General features: G+C 34.2%; 16 protein-coding genes and 1 riboswitch. Of the genes, 13 read left to right on the top strand and 3 right to left on the bottom strand.

Annotated features, from left to right (window positions below):
- Nucleotide 1 precedes the first annotated feature (1 nt).
- From GQS07_RS05735 to GQS07_RS05725, 3 genes are all read left to right on the top strand, one after another.
- Nucleotides 2–3,142, top strand: coding sequence for an efflux RND transporter permease subunit (locus tag GQS07_RS05735; RefSeq protein WP_158209999.1), 3,141 nt, complete (start codon nucleotides 2–4; stop codon nucleotides 3,140–3,142).
- Nucleotide 3,143: 1 nt separating this feature from the next.
- The gene (locus tag GQS07_RS05730; RefSeq protein WP_158209998.1) at nucleotides 3,144–4,553 is read left to right on the top strand and encodes an efflux transporter outer membrane subunit; all 1,410 of its coding nucleotides are present in this window, start codon (nucleotides 3,144–3,146) and stop codon (nucleotides 4,551–4,553) included.
- A 73-nt stretch (nucleotides 4,554–4,626) separates the two neighbouring features.
- Nucleotides 4,627–5,250 carry a polysaccharide deacetylase family protein gene (locus GQS07_RS05725; RefSeq protein WP_158209997.1) on the top strand — a complete coding sequence of 208 codons (624 nt, stop codon included), beginning with the start codon at nucleotides 4,627–4,629 and terminating at the stop codon, nucleotides 5,248–5,250.
- Here GQS07_RS05725 and GQS07_RS05720 read toward each other — a convergent pair.
- Both GQS07_RS05720 and GQS07_RS05715 read right to left on the bottom strand, forming a co-directional pair.
- On the bottom strand, nucleotides 5,245–5,538 hold the full coding sequence (locus GQS07_RS05720; RefSeq protein ID WP_090405873.1) for a thioredoxin family protein: 294 nt from the start codon (nucleotides 5,536–5,538) through the stop codon (nucleotides 5,245–5,247). The two genes, GQS07_RS05725 and GQS07_RS05720, sit on opposite strands and share 6 nt — an antisense overlap.
- 68 nt (nucleotides 5,539–5,606) lie before the next feature.
- Entirely contained in the window at nucleotides 5,607–6,842 is a 1,236-nt protein-coding gene (locus tag GQS07_RS05715; protein ID WP_233269316.1) for a metallophosphoesterase, read from the bottom strand.
- Nucleotides 6,843–7,022: 180 nt separating this feature from the next.
- On the opposite strand from GQS07_RS05715, the gene polA reads away from it, so the two are divergent.
- From polA to GQS07_RS05700, 3 genes are all read left to right on the top strand, one after another.
- Nucleotides 7,023–9,842 carry a DNA polymerase I gene (gene polA / locus GQS07_RS05710; RefSeq protein WP_158209996.1) on the top strand — a complete coding sequence of 940 codons (2,820 nt, stop codon included), beginning with the start codon at nucleotides 7,023–7,025 and terminating at the stop codon, nucleotides 9,840–9,842.
- A 108-nt stretch (nucleotides 9,843–9,950) separates the two neighbouring features.
- On the top strand, nucleotides 9,951–12,188 hold the full coding sequence (locus tag GQS07_RS05705; protein WP_158209995.1) for a TonB-dependent receptor: 2,238 nt from the start codon (nucleotides 9,951–9,953) through the stop codon (nucleotides 12,186–12,188).
- A gap of 276 nt (nucleotides 12,189–12,464) precedes the next feature.
- Nucleotides 12,465–13,028 (top strand): 1-acyl-sn-glycerol-3-phosphate acyltransferase, encoded by a 564-nt coding sequence (locus GQS07_RS05700; protein WP_158209994.1) that lies wholly within the window; start codon nucleotides 12,465–12,467, stop codon nucleotides 13,026–13,028.
- A gap of 97 nt (nucleotides 13,029–13,125) precedes the next feature.
- On the opposite strand, the gene GQS07_RS05695 is transcribed toward GQS07_RS05700, so the two are convergent.
- Nucleotides 13,126–13,599, bottom strand: a complete 474-nt coding sequence (locus GQS07_RS05695; protein ID WP_158209993.1) for an immunoglobulin-like domain-containing protein — start codon at nucleotides 13,597–13,599, stop codon at nucleotides 13,126–13,128.
- Nucleotides 13,600–14,012: 413 nt separating this feature from the next.
- Between GQS07_RS05695 and rplM the strand changes: the two genes are divergently transcribed.
- The 7 genes from rplM (at nucleotide 14,013) to thiC (ending at nucleotide 20,455) form a co-directional block, all read left to right on the top strand.
- Nucleotides 14,013–14,468 carry a 50S ribosomal protein L13 gene (rplM, locus tag GQS07_RS05690; protein ID WP_158209992.1) on the top strand — a complete coding sequence of 152 codons (456 nt, stop codon included), beginning with the start codon at nucleotides 14,013–14,015 and terminating at the stop codon, nucleotides 14,466–14,468.
- Nucleotides 14,468–14,854 (top strand): 30S ribosomal protein S9, encoded by a 387-nt coding sequence (gene rpsI / locus GQS07_RS05685; protein ID WP_158209991.1) that lies wholly within the window; start codon nucleotides 14,468–14,470, stop codon nucleotides 14,852–14,854. Before rplM ends, rpsI begins: the two co-directional genes overlap by 1 nt.
- A gap of 141 nt (nucleotides 14,855–14,995) precedes the next feature.
- A complete protein-coding gene (rpsB, locus tag GQS07_RS05680; RefSeq protein WP_090405891.1) occupies nucleotides 14,996–15,736 on the top strand; it encodes a 30S ribosomal protein S2 in 741 nt (246 codons plus the stop codon).
- A gap of 103 nt (nucleotides 15,737–15,839) precedes the next feature.
- Entirely contained in the window at nucleotides 15,840–16,805 is a 966-nt protein-coding gene (gene tsf / locus GQS07_RS05675; RefSeq protein ID WP_158209990.1) for a translation elongation factor Ts, read from the top strand.
- A gap of 89 nt (nucleotides 16,806–16,894) precedes the next feature.
- Nucleotides 16,895–18,061: a dicarboxylate/amino acid:cation symporter gene (locus GQS07_RS05670; protein WP_158209989.1), complete on the top strand. Its 1,167-nt coding sequence runs from the start codon at nucleotides 16,895–16,897 to the stop codon at nucleotides 18,059–18,061.
- Nucleotides 18,062–18,228: 167 nt separating this feature from the next.
- Nucleotides 18,229–18,328: riboswitch (TPP riboswitch) on the top strand.
- A 65-nt stretch (nucleotides 18,329–18,393) separates the two neighbouring features.
- Nucleotides 18,394–18,600 (top strand): sulfur carrier protein ThiS, encoded by a 207-nt coding sequence (thiS, locus tag GQS07_RS05665; RefSeq protein ID WP_158209988.1) that lies wholly within the window; start codon nucleotides 18,394–18,396, stop codon nucleotides 18,598–18,600.
- Nucleotides 18,601–18,637: 37 nt separating this feature from the next.
- Nucleotides 18,638–20,455 carry a phosphomethylpyrimidine synthase ThiC gene (thiC, locus tag GQS07_RS05660; RefSeq protein ID WP_158209987.1) on the top strand — a complete coding sequence of 606 codons (1,818 nt, stop codon included), beginning with the start codon at nucleotides 18,638–18,640 and terminating at the stop codon, nucleotides 20,453–20,455.
- Nucleotide 20,456 lies beyond the last annotated feature (1 nt).

Below are 20,456 nucleotides of genomic sequence, written 5' to 3'. Positions count from 1 at the left end.
TATGTTAAAAACTTTTATTGAAAGACCTGTATTATCTACAGTAATTTCTATCTTAATAGTAATCTTAGGGGTGCTGGGACTATCAGCACTTCCTGTGACGCAATATCCTGATATTGCACCACCGACAGTTCAGATTGCTGCAGCTTATCCTGGAGCGAATGCTGAAACGGTGATGCAATCTGTGATTATCCCAATCGAAGAACAAGTGAATGGGGTTGAAAACATGGACTATATTACATCTACTGCAAGTAATGATGGTAGTGCAAGTATTCAAGTTGTATTTAAGCAAGGGGTTGATCCTGATATTGCTGCGGTAAACGTACAAAACCGTGTGGCTCGTGCTACACCGTTATTACCAGCAGAGGTAACTCGTTCTGGGGTAACTACTCAGAAACAGCAAACCAGTGCTTTAATGTTCTTGTCTTTCTATTCTACAAGTCCAAATTACGATGCTATCTACATTCAAAACTACATGAATATTAACGTTATTCCTGAGTTAAAACGTGTTAGTGGTGTTGGAGATGCACAAGCATTTGGATCGAGAAACTACTCGATGCGTATCTGGATTGACCCTGTAAAAATGAAGGCTTATAACTTAGTCCCTTCTGATGTTGTACGTGTATTAAACGAACAAAGTTTGGAGGCTACAGCTGGACAGTTAGGTGAAAATAACGGGGAGGCTTTCCAATATGTTATCAAATATAGTGGTAGATATAAAACACAAGAACAATATGAAAATATTGTTGTTAAGTCATTAAACAACGGACAAATCTTAAGATTAAAAGATGTTGCTAATATTGAATTAGGAGCTCAATCTTATGTAGGTAGTTCTGCTCTTGATGGACATCCTGCTGTTGCTATGGCAATTTACCAAACGCCTGGTTCTAACGCACAGGAAATTATTCAAGACTTACACGTGCAATTAGAGCGATTAGGTAAAAACTTACCTGACGGTTTAGAGTACAAAGTATTGATGGATACAAACGAATTCTTAGATGCATCGATTAGTAAAGTGGTTCACACCTTAATTGAAGCATTTATCTTAGTATTCGTAGTAGTTTACATCTTCTTACAAGATATTAGATCTACGTTAATTCCTCTTATTGCAGTTCCTGTGGCAATTGTAGGTACATTCTTCTTCTTGAATGTATTTGGATTCTCATTGAACTTACTTACGCTTTTCGCACTTGTACTGGCCATTGGTATTGTGGTGGATGATGCCATCGTTGTTGTCGAGGCCGTTCACGCGAAAATGGAAGAAACAGGCCAAGAAGCTTTAGACGCGAGTATCAATACAATGGGTGAGATTTCTGGAGCAATTATCTCGATTACTTTAGTAATGTCGGCGGTATTTATTCCTGTAACATTTATCTCAGGTCCTACAGGAGTATTCTACAAACAATTTGGTATTACCTTAATTGTGGCTATTATTATTTCTGCAGTAAATGCCTTGACATTGAGTCCTGCTTTATGTGCGGTTTTCTTAAAACAACACGGAAGTAAAGAAGGTAAAAAGAGAAACTTTATTCAACGTTTCTTTGATGCTTTCAACGTAGGATTTAACCGTCTAACACAAAAATATGGTAACTCATTCAAGTTCTTATTAAAACATAAATGGGTAACTTTCTTAATCCTTTTTGCTTGTATTGGACTTACATTCTATGCGTCTAAAACAATGCCTTCAGGATTCGTTCCTAATGAGGATAGAGGGTTTATTATGGGGAACATTGAACTACCTGCAGGTGCATCTCAAGACCGTGTAGTAAGTTTACAACAAGAGTTCTCTAAAATCGTTGAAAATATTCCAGGAGTTGATGGGGTAACCGTTGTATCTGGATTCTCTTTCATTAACGGACAAGGTTCTAACTACGGTATGGCGATGATTAAACTATTGCCTTTCGAAAAAAGAACTACACCAGAATTAGCTACTGATGTTGTAATTGGTAAATTATTTGGTATCGCTGCTACGCAGTTCCAAGATGCGAGAATGATTTTCTTCCAACCACCAAGTATCCCTGGTTTTGGTATGTCTTCTGGTTTTGAAATGAAATTATTAGATAAATCTGGAGGTGACTTAACGCACTTTGACGAAAAATCAAAAGAATACTTAGGTGCTTTAATGCAACGTCCTGAGATTTTATATGCACAATCTTCTTTCAATACGAACTATGCACAGTATGAATTAGATCTTAATATTCCAAGAGCAAAAGAATCTGGTGTATTAGTAAATGACATCTTCTCTGCATTACAAGGATATATTGGAGGTATTTATGCGGCTGACTTTACACGTTTTGGTAAACAATACCGTGTAATGGTTCAATCATTACCAGAATATCGTTCAGATGTAAATAGCTTAAGTGATATTTATGTAAGAACAGCAACAGGTGAAATGACTCCGATTACACAGTTCGTTAATTTGAAAAAAGTGTACGGACCACAGTCAATTAACCGTTACAACTTATTTACATCTTCAAACGTAGCTGGTGCTCCAAAACCTGGTTACAGTTCAGGAGATGCTATTAAAGCAATCCAAGAAGTTGCAGAACAAACTTTATCATCAAACTACAGTATTGACTTTACAGGTCTTACTCGTGAAGAGATTAACGCTGGTTCACAAACTATCATTATTTTCTTCTTATGTGTGGTATTCGTTTACTTCTTATTGGCTGCTCAATACGAAAGTTATTTATTGCCTTTTGCTGTAATTTTCTCTTTACCTACAGGTATTATGGGAGCTTTCATTGCTCAGAAATTTGCAGGATTAGAAAACAATATTTACTTCCAAATTGCCCTGGTCATGCTGGTTGGTCTTCTTGCGAAGAACGCCATTCTTATCGTTGAGTTTGCGGTTCAAAGACGTAAACATGGTGAATCAATTGCTGAGTCAGCTATCAACGGTGCGAAAGCGCGTTTAAGACCAATTTTAATGACATCATTTGCCTTCATCTTAGGATTAATGCCATTGGTATTTGCAAAAGGTGTTGGTGATGTAGGAAACAGATCTATTGGTACTGGAGCTGCATTTGGTTTATTAATTGGTACTATCATTGGGGTATTCGTTATTCCTGTTTTATATGCAATATTCCAATATCTTCAAGAGAAAATTAAACCAATCAAATTTGAAGAGATTAAGCAAGGATAATATGAAAAAACAAACATTATATAGAGTATTACCGGTTGCGCTTTTAGCACTTACTATGCAGTCTTGTTTCGTTGCAAAAACGTATGATAGACCTGAAGTAATTGATGAGCAACAATACCGTTCTGATAAAATATCTCAAGACACTCTTTCTATGGCAAATATGTCATGGAAAGAGTTATTCTCTGACCCTATTTTAGTTGATTATATCGAGAAAGGATTAGAGAACAACTTAGATATTAGAATAGCATTACAAAATATTAATGCTGCTCAAGCATATATGCAACAAGGGAAATGGGGATATGCTCCTACATTAAATCTTGGTGCTAACTATACACACTCAAACCAATCTAAAAACTCTATTACAGGGCAAATGATCGGTTATACAAGAGTAAAAAACGACTTGTATGATGTTACAGGTTCATTCTCTTGGGAACTTGATGTATGGGGAAAAATTCGTAGTAATAAAAGAGCTTTTGCTGCTGGGTACTTACAAACTGTATCTGCTCATCAAGCTGTGAAAACTCAGCTTATTTCTACTATTTCAACAACTTATTTCCAATTGTTAGCTTTAGACCAACAAAAGAAAGTAACTGAACAAACTATTATCAATAGAACAAACAGTTTAGAGACTATCGAAGCGTTAAAAGAAGCTGGAAAGGTTAATGAAGTTGCTGTTAAACAAACACAAGCACAGTTATTCAACGCTAAGGCTTTGCTTATAGACCTTGAAACTAATATCAAACTAACAGAGAATGCTTTTAGTATTTTATTAGGTGGAACTCCTGATAAGGTTGAAAGAGGTAGCTTACTTGACCAAAAACTAAACACAGATCTTTCTGTTGGGGTACCAATGCAATTATTAAGCAATAGACCTGATGTAAGAGCTGCTGAATATGGTTTAGTAAATGCTTTTGAATTAACTAATGTAGCTCGTAGTAACTTCTACCCTTCAATCCGTTTAACGGCAAATGGTGGATTACAAAGTGTTGATTTCTCTAAATTGTTTGATACAAACTCATTCTTTGCTAATATCATTGGTGGGCTTACGCAACCATTATTTAATGGTAGACAGATTAGAACGCAACACCAAGTTGCACAAGCAAAACAAGAAACAGCGTATTTAACTTACAGAAAGGCAATATTAAATGCATCTAAAGAAGTTTCTGACGCATTGTATTCTTTTGAAAATTCAACTAACAAGTTGACATTGAAAAAACAAGAGTATGAGGCTTATGAAAAAGCAACTGAATACTCTGAAGAATTGTTAGTGAATGGTATGGCTACTTATCTTGATGTTCTTACAGCAAGAGAAAGTGCACTTGCCGCTCAACTTGCTTACATTAATACAGAATTATCTCAACTTACCTCAATTGTACAATTGTACAGAGCTGTGGGTGGTGGTATAAAATAATTTAATTGTTAATTGTTATTCATTAAAAAAGAGTAGTTATTTGGTTAACTACTCTTTTTTTTATCTTTGAATTATGAATCTATCAAGACATATTTTTCCGTATCTCTTTCCTAAATATACTTGGAAGCGCATCACTGATCAAAAAGTTGTTTACTTAACTTTTGACGATGGCCCTATTCCAGATATTACAGAATGGGTATTACACCTATTGGAAAAATACAATATAAAAGCTACTTTCTTTTGTATTGGAGATAATGTTCGAAAACATCCTGAAGTATTTAAACAAATAGTAGCATATAAACATCGCATAGGAAACCATACATTTAATCATTTGAATGGATGGAAGAATGAAAAAATCACTTATGAAGAAAACATTCTACTTGCACACGAAGAGATGGCTAAACACACTATTTTACCTAAACTATTATTCAGACCTCCTTATGGTAAAATAAAACAAAATCAAGGGAAAGAACTTTTAAAACGAGGGTATGAAATAATTATGTGGTCACATATTTCAAAAGATTACGATAAGAATATCTCCTCTGAAAAATGTTACCAAAACGCTATTTCAGCTATTCAACCTGGTAGTATCATTGTTTTTCACGACAGTATAAAAGCTGAAAAAAACTTAAAATATGCACTACCAAAAACAATAGAATACCTTATCAAGGAAGGTTACTCTTTTGGAATATTATAAAGTCTTAGTAACACTGATTAAAGAATTAACATCCATTACACCGCTTTGGCGCCAAATCATTGTACCTCTTTTATACAACATCATTGTTGGAACTTGTTTAATTCTAAGTGCTTCAACTAATTCATTATTTTTCTCTACATCAATCTTAACAATCTTAAGTTTGTCCCCCATTATTGCAGCTACATCGTGTAGGATTGGATTCATTGTTGTACAGGCTTCATTCCACTTTGCAAAAAAATGAATTAACACCGGTACTTCTGCCGTTACTAAATCTCCAAATTTTGACATATAACTTTAATTTATTTTACTCTAAACTCTTTTTACTCTACAAAAATATTATTTTTTATAGAATTACCTTACTTTTTTCTCTTTAATTCAATCACCGTTATTTCAGGCCAAATACCCGTTCTACCTTGATAGGCGTGATACCCAAAACCACGATTAACATAGATGTATTTCCCTAAGTTTTCATATAGTCCTGCCCACTGTTTATAAACATATTGTATTGGACTCCATTTAATAAAACCAGGGATCTCTATTCCAAACTGACTCCCGTGCGTATGCCCTGCTAATGTCAATTGAAAGTTTTTCTTGTGTCCGCGTATTTGTGCATCCCAATGTGATGGATCGTGACTCATTAAAATTTTAAAATCTTTTGCCTCTACGCCTTCTGACGCTTTGTCTAAATCACCATACTGCATAAACTTCACTCCCCAATCTTCTACTCCAACTAAAGCAATGCGCTGTCCGTCTTTCTCAAACCATACATTTTCATTTCGCAACAACTTAAAGCCTAACGCAGGACTAATATCGCAAATTGCCTTGAAGTTTGCATCACGCTCTTCTTTAGTATCCCAATTTACATAATCTCCATAGTCGTGATTTCCTAAAATTGAATACTTCCCATATTTATATTTTTTTATCTTTTTGAAAACATCAAACCAAGGTACCATCTCATCGGCAATACTATTTACGATATCTCCTGTAAACAATAAAGCATCTGATTCTTGTTGATTAATCAAATCAATAGCATATTCAATTTTTTCTTTGTTGTCAAAACTTCCACAGTGAATATCAGACAAATGTGTAAACTTAAATCCATCAAAAGCCTCTGGTAAATCTTCAAACTCTATAATGTGTTTATACACTTGAAACTTATAACGCCCTATTGTTATTCCGTGCAATACAGATAAAAATGGAATCGCAGCAACACCTAAAGCGATATTTGCTACAAACTTTCTTCTTCCTGGTAAAAAACTTTCTTGCTTGCTTCTCTCTTCTTTAGTCCTTTTGAAAAAAGAAAATATCCCTCTAACGATTCGTGTTAAATCTTCAAAAATTAGTAAAAGTGCAATTAACAATTTAGGTAAATAAACCAATACTACTAAAGCCATAGCAACCATCGACTGATGATTCTTAGCGTGATGACGGTCAAATTGTGATAAACCGTAAGCGATATATGCTATTACCAATACAGAAATAATCACATATAGCCTTTTCATTAACTTGCTTTTTGTTATTTGTCTTACTGCTTGAAACGTATAAAACTCACACAAAACAAGAACTAATCCTAAAATAGGAATTGTCTCCATATCAATAATCTATAAATAACAAATTTACCTTTTTGTTTAAAGTATAAAAAAATCTTTAACAACTTTTAATATTCCTTAGAAATTATAAAAAAAGAAACTCATTGTACGCTCTTTTGTCCTTATACAAAATCACTATCTTTGAAAACATTATAATTTAATTCAATAAAAACCATATTCAAAATGGCTAATAAAAACCGCCTTTTCTTATTAGATGCCTATGCCTTGATCTTTCGTGGCTATTACGCATTTATCAAAAATCCAAGAATCAACTCGAAAGGACTTGATACTTCAGCAATATTAGGTTTCATGAATTCCCTTTTAGATGTTATCAAAAGAGAATCTCCTGACCACTTAGCTGTTGCCTTTGACAATGGAGGAAGTAGAGATCGCGTGGCTTTATTTCCAGAATATAAAGCAAACAGAGATGCAACTCCTGAAGCTATTAAAATAGCTATTCCTTATATCAAGGAAATACTTACGGCTATGCATATTCCAATTGTAGAGGAAAAAGGATATGAAGCAGATGACTTAATTGGAACTCTTTCTAAACAAGCAGAAAAAGAAGGTTACGAAGTTTATATGGTAACCCCTGATAAAGATTACGCACAACTTGTTTCTGAAAATATCTTTATGTACAAACCTGCTCGTATGGGTAATGGTATTGAGATATGGGGTGTAGACAAAGTAAAAGAGAAATTTGAAGTAGAACATCCTTTACAGGTAATTGATTACTTAGGAATGATGGGAGATGCTGTAGATAATATTCCTGGATTACCAGGGGTTGGTGAAAAAACGGCAAAGAAATTTCTTAAAGAATACGGATCAATGGAAAATCTTTTAGCTAATACAAATCAGCTGAAAGGTAAAATGAAAGAAAATATTGAAGCTAATATTGAAAAAGGACTATTGTCTAAAAAATTAGCTACAATTATGCTTGATTGTCCTGTACAATTCAACGCTGATAATTATGTTCTTGAAAAACCAGATATTGAAAAATCTGAAGCTCTATTCAATGAATTAGAGTTTAGAAGAATGAAAGAACAGTTTGACAAAATTTTCAACGATGGTAGAGAGGTTACTCCTACTCCTGTTACTGAAGTAAAAGCAGTTGCTCAACAAGACGAACAATTCTCTTTATTTGGAGTACCAAATGATAGTGATGACACAACTTCAAATAGTTACTTTGCAACACTTGAAACAACGAAACACGTTTATCAAGTTTGTAATAGTCCTATGGCTATTCGCTTGTTAGTTCAAAATTTGATGCAACAAAAAAGTGTTTGTTTTGACACTGAAACAACAGGACTTGATGCTTTAAATGCAGAATTAGTTGGTATTGCTTTTTCTTTTGAAAAGGGAACCGCTTTTTATGTTCCCGTTCCTGAAAACCAAGAAGAGGCCAAAAAACTTGTACAACAATTTAACCCTTTCTTTGAGTCAGAAGATATCGAGAAAGTGGGACAAAATCTAAAATATGACATCAAAGTATTAAAGCAATATGGTATTTCAATAAAAGGACCTTTGTTTGATACAATGATTGCTCATTATTTAATTAACCCTGATATGCGTCACAATATGGATGTTTTGGCAGAAACGTACTTAAAGTACACGCCACAACCAATTGTTGACCTTATTGGTAAAAAGGGTAAAAATCAAAAAACAATGCGCGATATTGACGTTGAACTGGTAAAAGAATATGCTAGTGAAGACGCTGATATTACAATGCAATTAAAGGAGACTTTCCAACCCAAATTAGTTGAAACATTAACTGCCGATTTATTTAAGAATATTGAGGTTCCTTTAGTTAAAGTTTTAGCCGATATGGAAGCGGAAGGAATTCGCTTAGATATTGACTTTTTACAATCTTTATCTGGTACTTTAGATAGTGATATTAAAGAATTAGAACAGCGCATTTATAGTGAGGCTGAAGAAGAGTTCAACTTGGCTTCTCCAAAACAATTAGGAGATATCTTATTTGAGAAATTAAAAATTGGAGGACCAAAACCTAAAAAGACGAAAACAGGTCAGTATGCAACAGGTGAGGAAATCTTAAGCGACCTTGCTCCAAAACACGAAATTGTTCGTGATATTTTAGAGTGGAGACAGCTTATTAAATTGCAGAATACCTATGTAGATGCATTGCCAAAAGTTGTTGACCCAAAAACCAATAGAGTACATACAGAATATATGCAAGCAGTTGCGGCAACAGGTCGTTTAAGTTCAAACAACCCAAACTTGCAAAACATACCTGTGAGAACAGAAAGAGGTAGATTAGTAAGAAAAGCTTTTGTGGCACGTGATGAAAACTATGTGTTACTGGCTGCCGATTATTCTCAGATTGAATTGAGAATTATTGCTGCGTTGAGTCAAGAGCCAAATATGATTGAATCTTTCAAAAAAGGAGAAGATATTCACCGTTCTACTGCTGCTCGTGTATTCAATGTTCCTTTAGAAGAAGTTACTAAAGAACAGAGAAGTCATGCAAAAACAGTAAACTTTGGAATTATCTATGGTGTTTCTGCTTTTGGATTGAGTAATCAAACAAATCTGTCTCGTGCTGAAAGTAAAGAGTTAATCGATACATACTATGCAACTTATCCTAAGTTAAAAGACTATATCGCTTCTCAAATTGACTTTGCACGTGAAAACGGATATGTACAAACAATATTAGGTAGAAGACGTTACTTAAAGGATATCAATTCACACAATGCTGTAGTTAGAGGTGCTGCAGAGCGAAATGCAGTAAATGCACCGATACAAGGTAGTGCTGCTGATATCATCAAAATAGCAATGATTAATATTCACAATCGATTGACAAATGAAAACTGGCAATCTAAAATGCTATTACAAGTACACGATGAACTTGTCTTTGATGTATACAAAGACGAACTTAATAAATTAAAAGAAATGGTAAAATCAGAAATGGAAAAAGCATTCCAATTAGAGGTTCCTTTAGTGGTAGACTTAGGAACTGGACTTAATTGGCTTGAAGCTCATTAATTGATTGCTAAATATTTTTTTTGAAATGCTACTCATAAAAATGAGTAGCATTTTTTATTTAGACTTATTCTTTATTACTTTTGCCATCAGATTCAAAACTAATATGATATGAAGGCTAAAATTACAACCCTTATTTGCCTATTCTCTGCTGCCTTATCAGTAGCACAAGAGTTACCTAAATATAACCAAACAACTCTTGACTCAATTGCTAACTCTTTAGATGACATTGTCATTGTAGCTTCGAGAAAGCCAACTAACATCTCTGAAATCCCCGGTACTGTATGGGTAATTCCCACACAACAAATTCAACAACAATATAAAAATGGTGTTTCTTTAAAAGAAATGCTTGCCATTCTTGTTCCAGGATTAGATATTGGTAGCCAAGGGCGTTCTAATTATGGTCAAAATATGAGAGGTCGTTCAATGCTGGTTATGATTGATGGTGTTTCTCTAAATAGTTTGAGAAATATTAGCCGACAATTAGATGCCATTGACCCTTTTAACATTGCAAAAATTGAAGTATTATCAGGAGCAAGCTCTATTTATGGAGGAAATGCAACGGGTGGTATTGTAAATATCATCACTAAAAAAGCAAACAACTTTGGTTGGGGAGGAGATTCTGAAGTTTCTGCTCGTTCTGGCTTTGCTGGAAGTACAGATCGCGATTTACGAGTAGCTCAATCATTGACTTATAAAAACGATAAATTCTCAACGCGCATTTCTGCTGCCTTTCAAGATAATGGCGCTACTTATGATGCGAATGATGAGCAAATTATGGCGGATATAGCGCAAACAGATTTACAATACAACCGCTCTCTTGATTTAATGGGTACAGCAAGTTATAACTTTAACGACGCTCATAAAATTAGTGCTTTGGTCCAATATTACAACTCAAGCTTTCAAGGAGATAAAAGTGCTTTCTTAGGAGACAATTTAGGTGCCTTTACAAATGCTGATCCAAGTCAGATTAGTATGAGAAAAGGCTTTAGAACTGACCATAAGCCAGGAACAGAGCGCTTTATGACTAACCTTAGTTACAACGGAAATAATATTTTAGGAGGACAGGATTTGTATGTTCAAGTAGCGCATCGCTCTGAAAAACTAACTTTCTACCCTTTTCCTGGTACGGTAAAACTTCCTACTGAAAAACGTACATATATGTCTGCTTCCCAACAAAACACGCACTATACAGGGATTAAAGCAGTTATGACTAAAGACATTAACTTTTTAAAATTCACTTACGGAGTAGATTTAGATTTTGAAAAATTTGAAGGAAATCAAAATGTATTTGACCACGATAAATCACTTCAAAGTGGTGGTCTTGTAAACCAAACTGTTTTTACCATTCCACGTTATCCAACTAACAATTCATTCAGCTTTGCAGCTTATGCACAAGCTGTGTACAACATTACAAACCAATTTCAACTTTCTGGAGGTGTACGTTTTCAAAACACAAATATCAAGATTGATGATATAGTTGGATCTGTTCAAAACACACAAGTTAATATGGGATACGGACAATCTGCTGACATTATCCCAGGTGGAAAAAGTTCGTATAATACAACAGCTACAAATTTTGGATTCTTATATAAACCAACCCAAAATCAACAAGCTTGGGCTACATTCTCACAGGGAGTAAGTCTTGCTGATCCTTCAAAATACTATGGGTATGGAACATATAACTTAAACACAACTACCCAAAATTGGGACTTACAGTCGAGCTTAAATGTAAAAGACCAACCTCTTAATGGTATTAAAACCAACCAATTTGAATTAGGGTACCGATTTAAAACTGATAGTGGATTTAAAGGTCAAATATCTGGTTTTATTAGCCATTCAAACAAAAACTTATCTGTTGATAAAAAGAACTTCCAAGTATTATTATTAGATCAGAAATTGAGAAATATGGGTATTGAAGCAGAAGTTTCTTATACCAAAAATGGTTTCTTAATTGGAGCAAACACATTAATCATTACATCAGAAGTTGAAAAAAATGATGAATGGAATAAACAAGACATCACTACAGCGAGTCCATCTAAAGTAATTGGTTATGCAGGCTATGCTTATAACAATTGGTCTTTTAGAGTACAGTCGACTCAAAATATGAAATTGACTGATGAAGCTAAAAATACCATCAAAGCATACAACACAACAGATTTAATGGTAGAATACAAATTACCTGTTGGTAAGTTAAACTTAGGTGTACAAAATATCCTAAATACGGACTATCAAAGTATTTGGAGCAAAAGAGCACAAACATTTTACTCTGTTTACAACTTACCTGCTTTATTCAATTATAACGGAAGAGGAAGAACTTTTACTCTTACTTACTCGTACTCTTTTTAATAAATCAGTATTATAAAAGTGCTTTACTCAAAAAAACTAAGGTTTCACAAGTTTTATAAACAAAGTAAACACACTACGTATTATGTTTGTAGGCAATATAACCTAAATCATTGACTGCAAATAATATCATAATACATATTGATATAAATTGCTATCAAAAGGATTAATCCTAACTTTTCCCAAAAAAGAAGTCTTTTTACTAAGACTTCTTTTTTTTTATAGATATAATTATCCTCCAAATTCATACATTTACCCTTTAAATAAATACTTTACAGAATGAAAAAACTGCTTGGCAAAATAATGCTTGGTATTACAGGGTGGAAATTACAGATGAATGATGTATCTATTAAAGGTGCTAAAAAGTCTATTCTAATTTGTGTACCTCATACATCAAATTGGGATTTCTACTATAGTTTGGCTTGTTTCTGGATTATTGGAGTACCGTTCAAAATGTTTATAAAAGACTACTATACTAAATCGTGGTTTGGCTTCTTCTTTAAAGCACTTGGTTGTATTGGAGTCGATAGAACAAAAAGACAAAATCTTGTCGAATATGCTGTGACATTAATTAATGAAGCAGATGAAATAGCAATGATAAATACTCCTGAAGGAACAAGAGGTTATTCTGACAGATGGAAACAAGGATTTTATCAAATAGCTAAACAAGCTGATATTCCAATTGCATTATGCTATGCTGATTACAAAAAGAAAGAATGCGGAATTATGAAGCTTGTTAAAGTAGAAGATAAAACTTTTGAACAGGTATTAGATGAAATAGCTCCTTACTACAGCAAAGAAATGGCAAAATACCCGGAAAACTTTAATCCTAAGTTTTACTAAATTATAATCTTCTATAAGTTATTGAAGACTCATATAAAAAATCCCCTTGACTATATTAAAAAGGTCAAGGGGATTTTTATTTTATACATAGAATTAACTATTCAATTGTAAACTCAACTGATTTTTGAAAACTGTGCTCTCCTCCATTTATTGTTTTTGTAAAACGATAAGTTCCTTTTTCGTAAGTAAAAACATCTTTAAATAAAGACATCTCAAAAGTAACCTCTTCATCAATTGGCACAATCTGCAACATCAATGTAAAAGCAGTACCTGTCATATCAAAATCAGTCCACTCCCCATCCTTTAAAACTGCAATTGAATAATCCGTTCCCATATTCAATGTGTAGTCAGAATTATTCTTCATTTTTACTTTCAACATATCTGGTGCTTCAGCATAAACCTCCTTAACAGCTTTAAACGTTACTTTATCTGCCAACTCCTTATTCGTCATCTCATCATTCGATGTTTGGACATTTTCCTCTACTTGATCAACTTTATTCTCTTTCGATTGACAACTTGTAAGTAATACACCGCTTAAAGCTAATGCACTAACCAAAATATACTTCTTCATTCTATAATTAATTACACCACTAAAGTAGATAAAAAGAATAAAATAGGCTACAGATTTATACATCATTTAAACAAAAAGGCTAAAATCTATTTATTGAAATAATACAAAAACAAAGCTCCTTACCATAGTCGTATATACAACAGAACAGCGTAACAATTTTATTCTATTTAGCTACACAGAAGTTGCAGTAAATGAGGTTAAAAACAAATTAGCAATCCCCTAACATTCTAATTTTCAAAACATCAACAAAAAAACATATCTTCGCAATGTGAAAACGATTTTAATTTCTATACAAACATTTGAATACCAATTAATTCAAAAAATACGGCTATGTATTTGTATAGTAAATAAATAATTGTAATTTTGCACTCCCTTAATTGGGAATGGAATGTTTAATTAAATACAAATTTATTGTGGAAAGTTTAAGCTACAAGACAGTATCAGCTAACAAAGCAACTGCTCAAAAAGAGTGGTTAATTGTAGACGCTGAAGGTCAAAATTTGGGACGTCTTGCTTCAAAAGTTGCAGTACTTTTAAGAGGTAAACACAAACCAAGTTATACACCGCACGTAGACTGTGGAGACAACGTAATCGTTATCAATGCAGAGAAAATCAACCTTACAGGTAACAAATTGGATGACAAAACTTACATCCGTCACACTGGTTACCCAGGAGGTCAAAGATCATTAACTGCTAAAGTAATGCAAGAGAAAAACCCTGCATTATTAATTGAGAAAGCAGTAAAAGGAATGTTGCCTAAAAACAAATTAGGAGCACAATTATTCCGTAATTTAAATGTTAATGTAGGTGTAGAGCACAAGCATGAGGCTCAACAACCTAAAGCCGTTAATTTAAACGAAATTAAGTAATGGGAGTTATTCACAAAATCGGTAGAAGAAAAACCGCTGTTGCTCGTGTTTATGTTTCAGAAGGAACAGGAAACATTACAGTAAACAAAAAAGATTTTAAAATTTATTTCCCAACTGGTACATTACAGTACAAAGTTTTACAACCACTTTCATTAACTGAAAATGCTGAGAACTTTGATATTAAAGTAAATGTATACGGTGGAGGAACAACAGGTCAAGCTGAAGCAGTGCGTATGGCTATCGCTAGAGCAATGTGTGAAATTGATGTTGAAAACAGAGCTGTATTGAAACCAGAAGGTTTACTTACACGTGACCCTCGTATGGTTGAGCGTAAGAAATTCGGTCAGAAGAAAGCTCGTAAGAGATTCCAATTCTCTAAACGTTAATATTTATTTATTATTAAAAAATCTAGGTTTTTGTTGCCCCACTTACAATTGCTGTAAGAGGTAGTTTAGCATCTAAATGATTAAGACCGAGAAATCGCTACTTACTCATTGCTAAAGTAACAGAACGTAAACTATTAGAAAATGGCAAACAAAGTAGAAGTTAAAGATTTACTAGAAGCAGGTGTTCATTTCGGACACATGACTAGAAAATGGGATCCAAACATGGCTCCTTATATCTATATGGAGCGTAATGGTATTCACATTATCAATCTATATAAAACTGCAGCTAAAATTGAAGAAGCTAATGAAGCTTTGAAAAAAATCGCTGCATCAGGAAGAAAAGTTCTTTTCGTTGCTACTAAAAAGCAAGCAAAAGACATCGTAGCTGAAAAAGCAGCTGCGGCTAACATGCCTTACATCACTGAAAGATGGCCAGGTGGTATGTTAACAAACTTCGTTACTATTCGTAAAGCTGTTAAAAAAATGGCTTCAATCGATAGAATGAAAAAAGACGGTACATTTATGACTCTTTCTAAAAAAGAGCGTTTACAAGTAGAACGTCTTCGTGCTAAATTAGAGAAGAACTTAGGTTCTATTGCTGACATGACTCGTCTACCAGCAGCTCTATTTGTAGTAGATATTAAAGCTGAACACATTGCGATAAAAGAAGCTCAAAAATTAAACATTCCGATCTTCGCTATGGTAGATACTAACTCTGACCCACGTCAAGTTGATTTCGTTATACCAGCAAACGATGATGCTTCTAAATCAATCGATAAAATTTTATCTTTAGTTACTTCTGCTATTATCGAAGGTAATGCAGAAAGAAAATCTGAAAAAGAAGAAGCTGCTGCTAAAGTAGAAGCTCCTGCTAAAGCATAATTTTTTAACAATATCATAAAGTCGTTATGCTGATAGATGTTTACCTTTGTATTCAACTGTCACTAACGACTTTTTTTAATTATTAACTTTAAATACGACTAAAATGGCGAATATTACTGCTGCAGAAGTAAATAAACTAAGACAACAAACAGGTGCCGGAATGATGGACTGTAAAAAAGCTTTAGTTGAAGCTGAAGGAGATTTCGATAAAGCAATCGAAGTTTTACGTAAAAAAGGACAAAAAGTTGCTGCTAACCGTTCTGACCGTGAGTCAAGCGAAGGTGCTGCTGTAGCTTTAGTTAATGCTGATAAAACTAGAGGTGTTGTTATTACATTAAACTGTGAAACTGACTTCGTAGGTAAAAACGAAGCTTTCCAAACTTTAGCTAAAGAATTAGCTGAAAAAGCTATCAACTTTAATACTAAAGAAGAATTCTTAGCTTCTCCTTACGATGCTTCAATGACTGTTGCTGAAAAATGTATCGAGCAAACTGGAGTTATCGGTGAAAAAATCGAAATCGGTTCTTTCGAAGTATTAGATGGTGCTTTCATCGGTTCTTACGTACACGGAAACAAAATTGCTGCTATCGTTGCTTTATCTGAAGCTGTTGCTAAAGCTGAAGAAATCGGTAAAGATATCTCTATGCAAGTTGCTTCTATGGGAGCTGAAACTTTATCTTACAAAGATTTTGACGCAGAATTCATCGCTAAAGAAACTGAAGCTCGTATTGCTGTTATCGTAAAAGAAAATGAAGAATTAGTACGTTTAGGAAAAACTCTTAAAAATGTACCTCAATATATTTCTTACGCTCAAATTACTCCTGAAGTATTGAAAAAAGCGGAAGAAGATGCTAAAGCTGAATTAAAAGCTGAAGGTAAACCAGAAGCTATTTGGGATAGAATCGTTCCTGGAAAAATTCAACGTTTTATCAGCGATAACACAACTTTAGACCAAGAGAAAGCTTTATTAGACCAAAACTTTATTAAAGATGAGGCTAAAAAAGTAGGAGACTACGTTAACGCTTTCGGTGTTGCAATCACTGGATTCAAAAGAGCATCTTTAGGATAATCTTTTTATTATAATTTAAAAAAGCCTCAGAAATTCTGAGGCTTTTTGTTTTTTTGCGTACATTTACTTCTACGCAATTGATTTAAAATATGAAATTCTTAAAAAAACATCTGCTTTTGCAGATAATCATTGCTATTTTCTTAGGTAGCATATTAGGTAACGTTCTCCCTGAACAAATAGGTAGAATCTTCAGTACGTTTAATAGTATTTTCGGAAGTTTCCTTAGCTTCTCCATTCCTTTAATTATTATTGGTCTTATTGTTCCAGCAATTGGAAACATAGGAAAGAATGCGGGTAAACTACTTCTTATAACAACAGCAATTGCTTATGGATCCACACTTTTTGCAGGATTCATTTCTTATGGGGTAAGTTACTCTATTTTCCCAAGTATCCTTTCTACTGAATCTTTTGAAAACATCAGTGAAAATACAAGAAACTTAGTTCCTTTTTTTGAAATTGGTATGCCTCCTCTATTTGATGTGATGAGTGCTCTTATACTTTCTTTCTTATTAGGAATAACTATATCAAAAAACGATTTCCCGTATTTAGAAGGGGTTTTTAACGAGTTTCAGAAAATAGTAATGTCTTTAATCAACAGAGCTATTATTCCTTTCTTACCGCTCTTTATTTTTGGTATATTCTTAAACATGACTTATAACGGACAAGTCTTTGCTGTTCTTGACACTTTTGTTAAGATCATCGGAGTAATTTTCGTTCTACATATTTTTGTTTTACTATTCCAATATACAATTGCTGGAGTAGTTAGTAAAAAGAATCCGCTTACTTTAATGAGAAATATGTTACCTGCTTACTTTACAGCTTTGGGTACACAGTCTTCTGCTGCGGCGATTCCAATTACTTTAAAACAAACTTTAAAAAATGATGTCAACCCTACTATTGCAGGTTTTACAATTCCTTTATGTGCTACTATTCACCTTGGTGGTAGTACACTTAAAATTGTAGCTTGTGCTATTGCTTTAATGCTCGTACAAGGTGCCACTATTGATCCTCTTCAAATTGTAGGATTTATCTTTATGTTAGGAATAGCAATGGTAGCTGCTCCTGGTGTTCCTGGTGGAGCTATTATGGCTTCTTTAGGAGTGTTACACTCAATCTTAGGATTTGATACTGAACAACAAAGTTTAATGATTGCTCTTTATATTGCGATGGACAGTTTTGGGACTGCTTGTAACGTAATGGGAGATGGTGCAATTGCCGTTATTGTAAACAAAATATCAAATAAATCGGTTGCATAATTAATTTACTAAAACAAATATATCTAAAGGCAAGAAATAATTTCTTGCCTTTTTTTATGCCCTAAAATCAGCACCTAACGACTATTTTATAGCTTATAAACTACCTTTTTTTACTCCTCTACAAAGTATCATTCAATAGGATGCTAATAAAATTTGTTTATATTTGCTAACAACTTTAGGGGTGTCTACATCATTATGTAGGCTGAGACTTCACCCTTTGAACCTGATCTGGTTAATACCAGCGTAGGGAAAAGTAAGATGACTTCATAAATAGGTACGTCCGTATCTTATTGTAGCCATTCCTAAAGTTATATCTCAAAATTAACAATGGAATGGAATTACAAATCAACAATCAAAAAGTACAATTCAACTGTGATAAATTAAGCATCCAGAATATGCTTGATATTCATAAGCCAACGCATCAAAAAGGCATTGCAATTGCTGTTAATCAAACAGTGATTACAAAAGATAATTGGGCTACTTATTATCTAAACCCTTCTGATAATATCTTGATTATTACAGCCACTCAAGGCGGTTGATTCCATTTGAAAAAATAACATAACTAAAACTAAACACATGGAACAACACGAAAAAATCTCACAAACGCCTTTTCCTAATTCTAAAAAGGTATACATCAAAGGAAGCCTATTCCCTATTGAAGTAGCAATGCGTGAAATCACATTAAGTGATACAAAACTGGCAAGTGGTGGAACAGAGAAAAATCCACCTGTAACTGTATATGATACATCAGGACCTTATACTGACCCTAACATCACAATTGATATTAGAAAAGGTATTCCACGAATTAGAGAACAATGGATTCTTGATAGAAATGATGTAACCATTTTAGATAATATCACTTCTGCCTACGGACAAGCGAGATTGCAAGATGAAAAACTTGACCATCTTAGATTTGAATTTAGACACAAGCCAAAAGTGGCTAAGGATAATGCGAATGTAACGCAGTTATACTATGCTAAAAAGGGTATTATTACTCCTGAAATGGAGTATGTAGCTATTCGCGAAAACCAAAAAATTGAGCAATTAAACGAAGCTACAAAGGCAATGAAACACCAACATCCTGGTAATAGTTTCAATGCTAATACTCCTAAAAACTATATTACTCCCGAATTTGTTAGAGACGAAATTGCCGCTGGTCGTGCTATTATTCCTAACAACATTAACCACCCTGAAAGTGAACCAATGATTATTGGTAGAAACTTCTTAGTAAAGATCAACGCAAACATTGGTAATAGTGCTGTTACCTCATCAATTGAGGAGGAAGTAGAAAAAGCAGTGTGGGCTTGTCGATGGGGAGCTGATACGATAATGGACCTTTCGACGGGTAAAAACATACACGAAACAAGAGAGTGGATTATTCGTAATTCTCCTGTGCCTATTGGTACTGTACCTATTTATCAAGCGCTTGAAAAGGTGAAGGGAATTGCAGAAGATCTAACGTGGGAAATATTTAGAGATACGCTTATAGAACAAGCTGAACAAGGGGTTTCATATTTTACTATACACGCTGGTGTACTTCTAAGATATATTCACTTAACTGCAGAACGCGTTACGGGTATCGTATCTCGTGGTGGGTCAATTATGGCTAAGTGGTGCTTATTTCATCACAAAGAAAACTTCTTATACACTCATTTTGAAGATATCTGTGAGATTATGAAGAAATATGACATCGCCTTTTCTCTTGGTGATGGACTACGCCCTGGTTCTATTGCTGATGCAAATGACAAAGCACAGTTTTCTGAATTAGAAACATTAGGCGAGTTAACTAAAGTCGCTTGGAAACACGATGTACAAGTTATGATTGAAGGTCCTGGTCACGTACCAATGCACCTCATCAAAGAAAATATGGAGAAACAACTTCGCGATTGTGGAGAAGCTCCTTTCTACACTTTAGGTCCGTTGACAACAGATATCGCTCCTGGATATGACCACATCACATCTGCTATTGGTGCTGCAATGATTGGATGGTACGGAACGGCAATGCTATGTTATGTAACGCCTAAAGAACACTTAGGCTTACCAAACAAAAAAGACGTAAAAGATGGTGTTATCACTTACAAACTTGCCGCTCACGCTGCTGACTTAGCCAAAGGACATCCAGGTTCGCAATACAGAGACAATGCCTTGAGCAAAGCGCGCTTTGAATTTAGATGGGAAGACCAATTCAACCTTTCACTTGACCCTGATACAGCAAGAGAGTTTCACGATGAAACACTTCCTGCGGATGGTGCTAAAGTAGCTCACTTCTGTTCAATGTGTGGACCTAAATTCTGTTCGATGAAAATATCTCAAGAGATTAGAGATTCGGCAGAACAAGGAATGAAAGAAAAATCTGAAGAGTTTATTGAGGCAGGTAAAGAGATATACCTATAAC

Source organism: Myroides phaeus (assembly GCF_009799805.1).
Taxonomy (GTDB): Bacteria; Bacteroidota; Bacteroidia; order Flavobacteriales; family Flavobacteriaceae; genus Flavobacterium; species Flavobacterium phaeum_A.
This window is presented reverse-complemented; position numbering and strand designations above follow the sequence as displayed.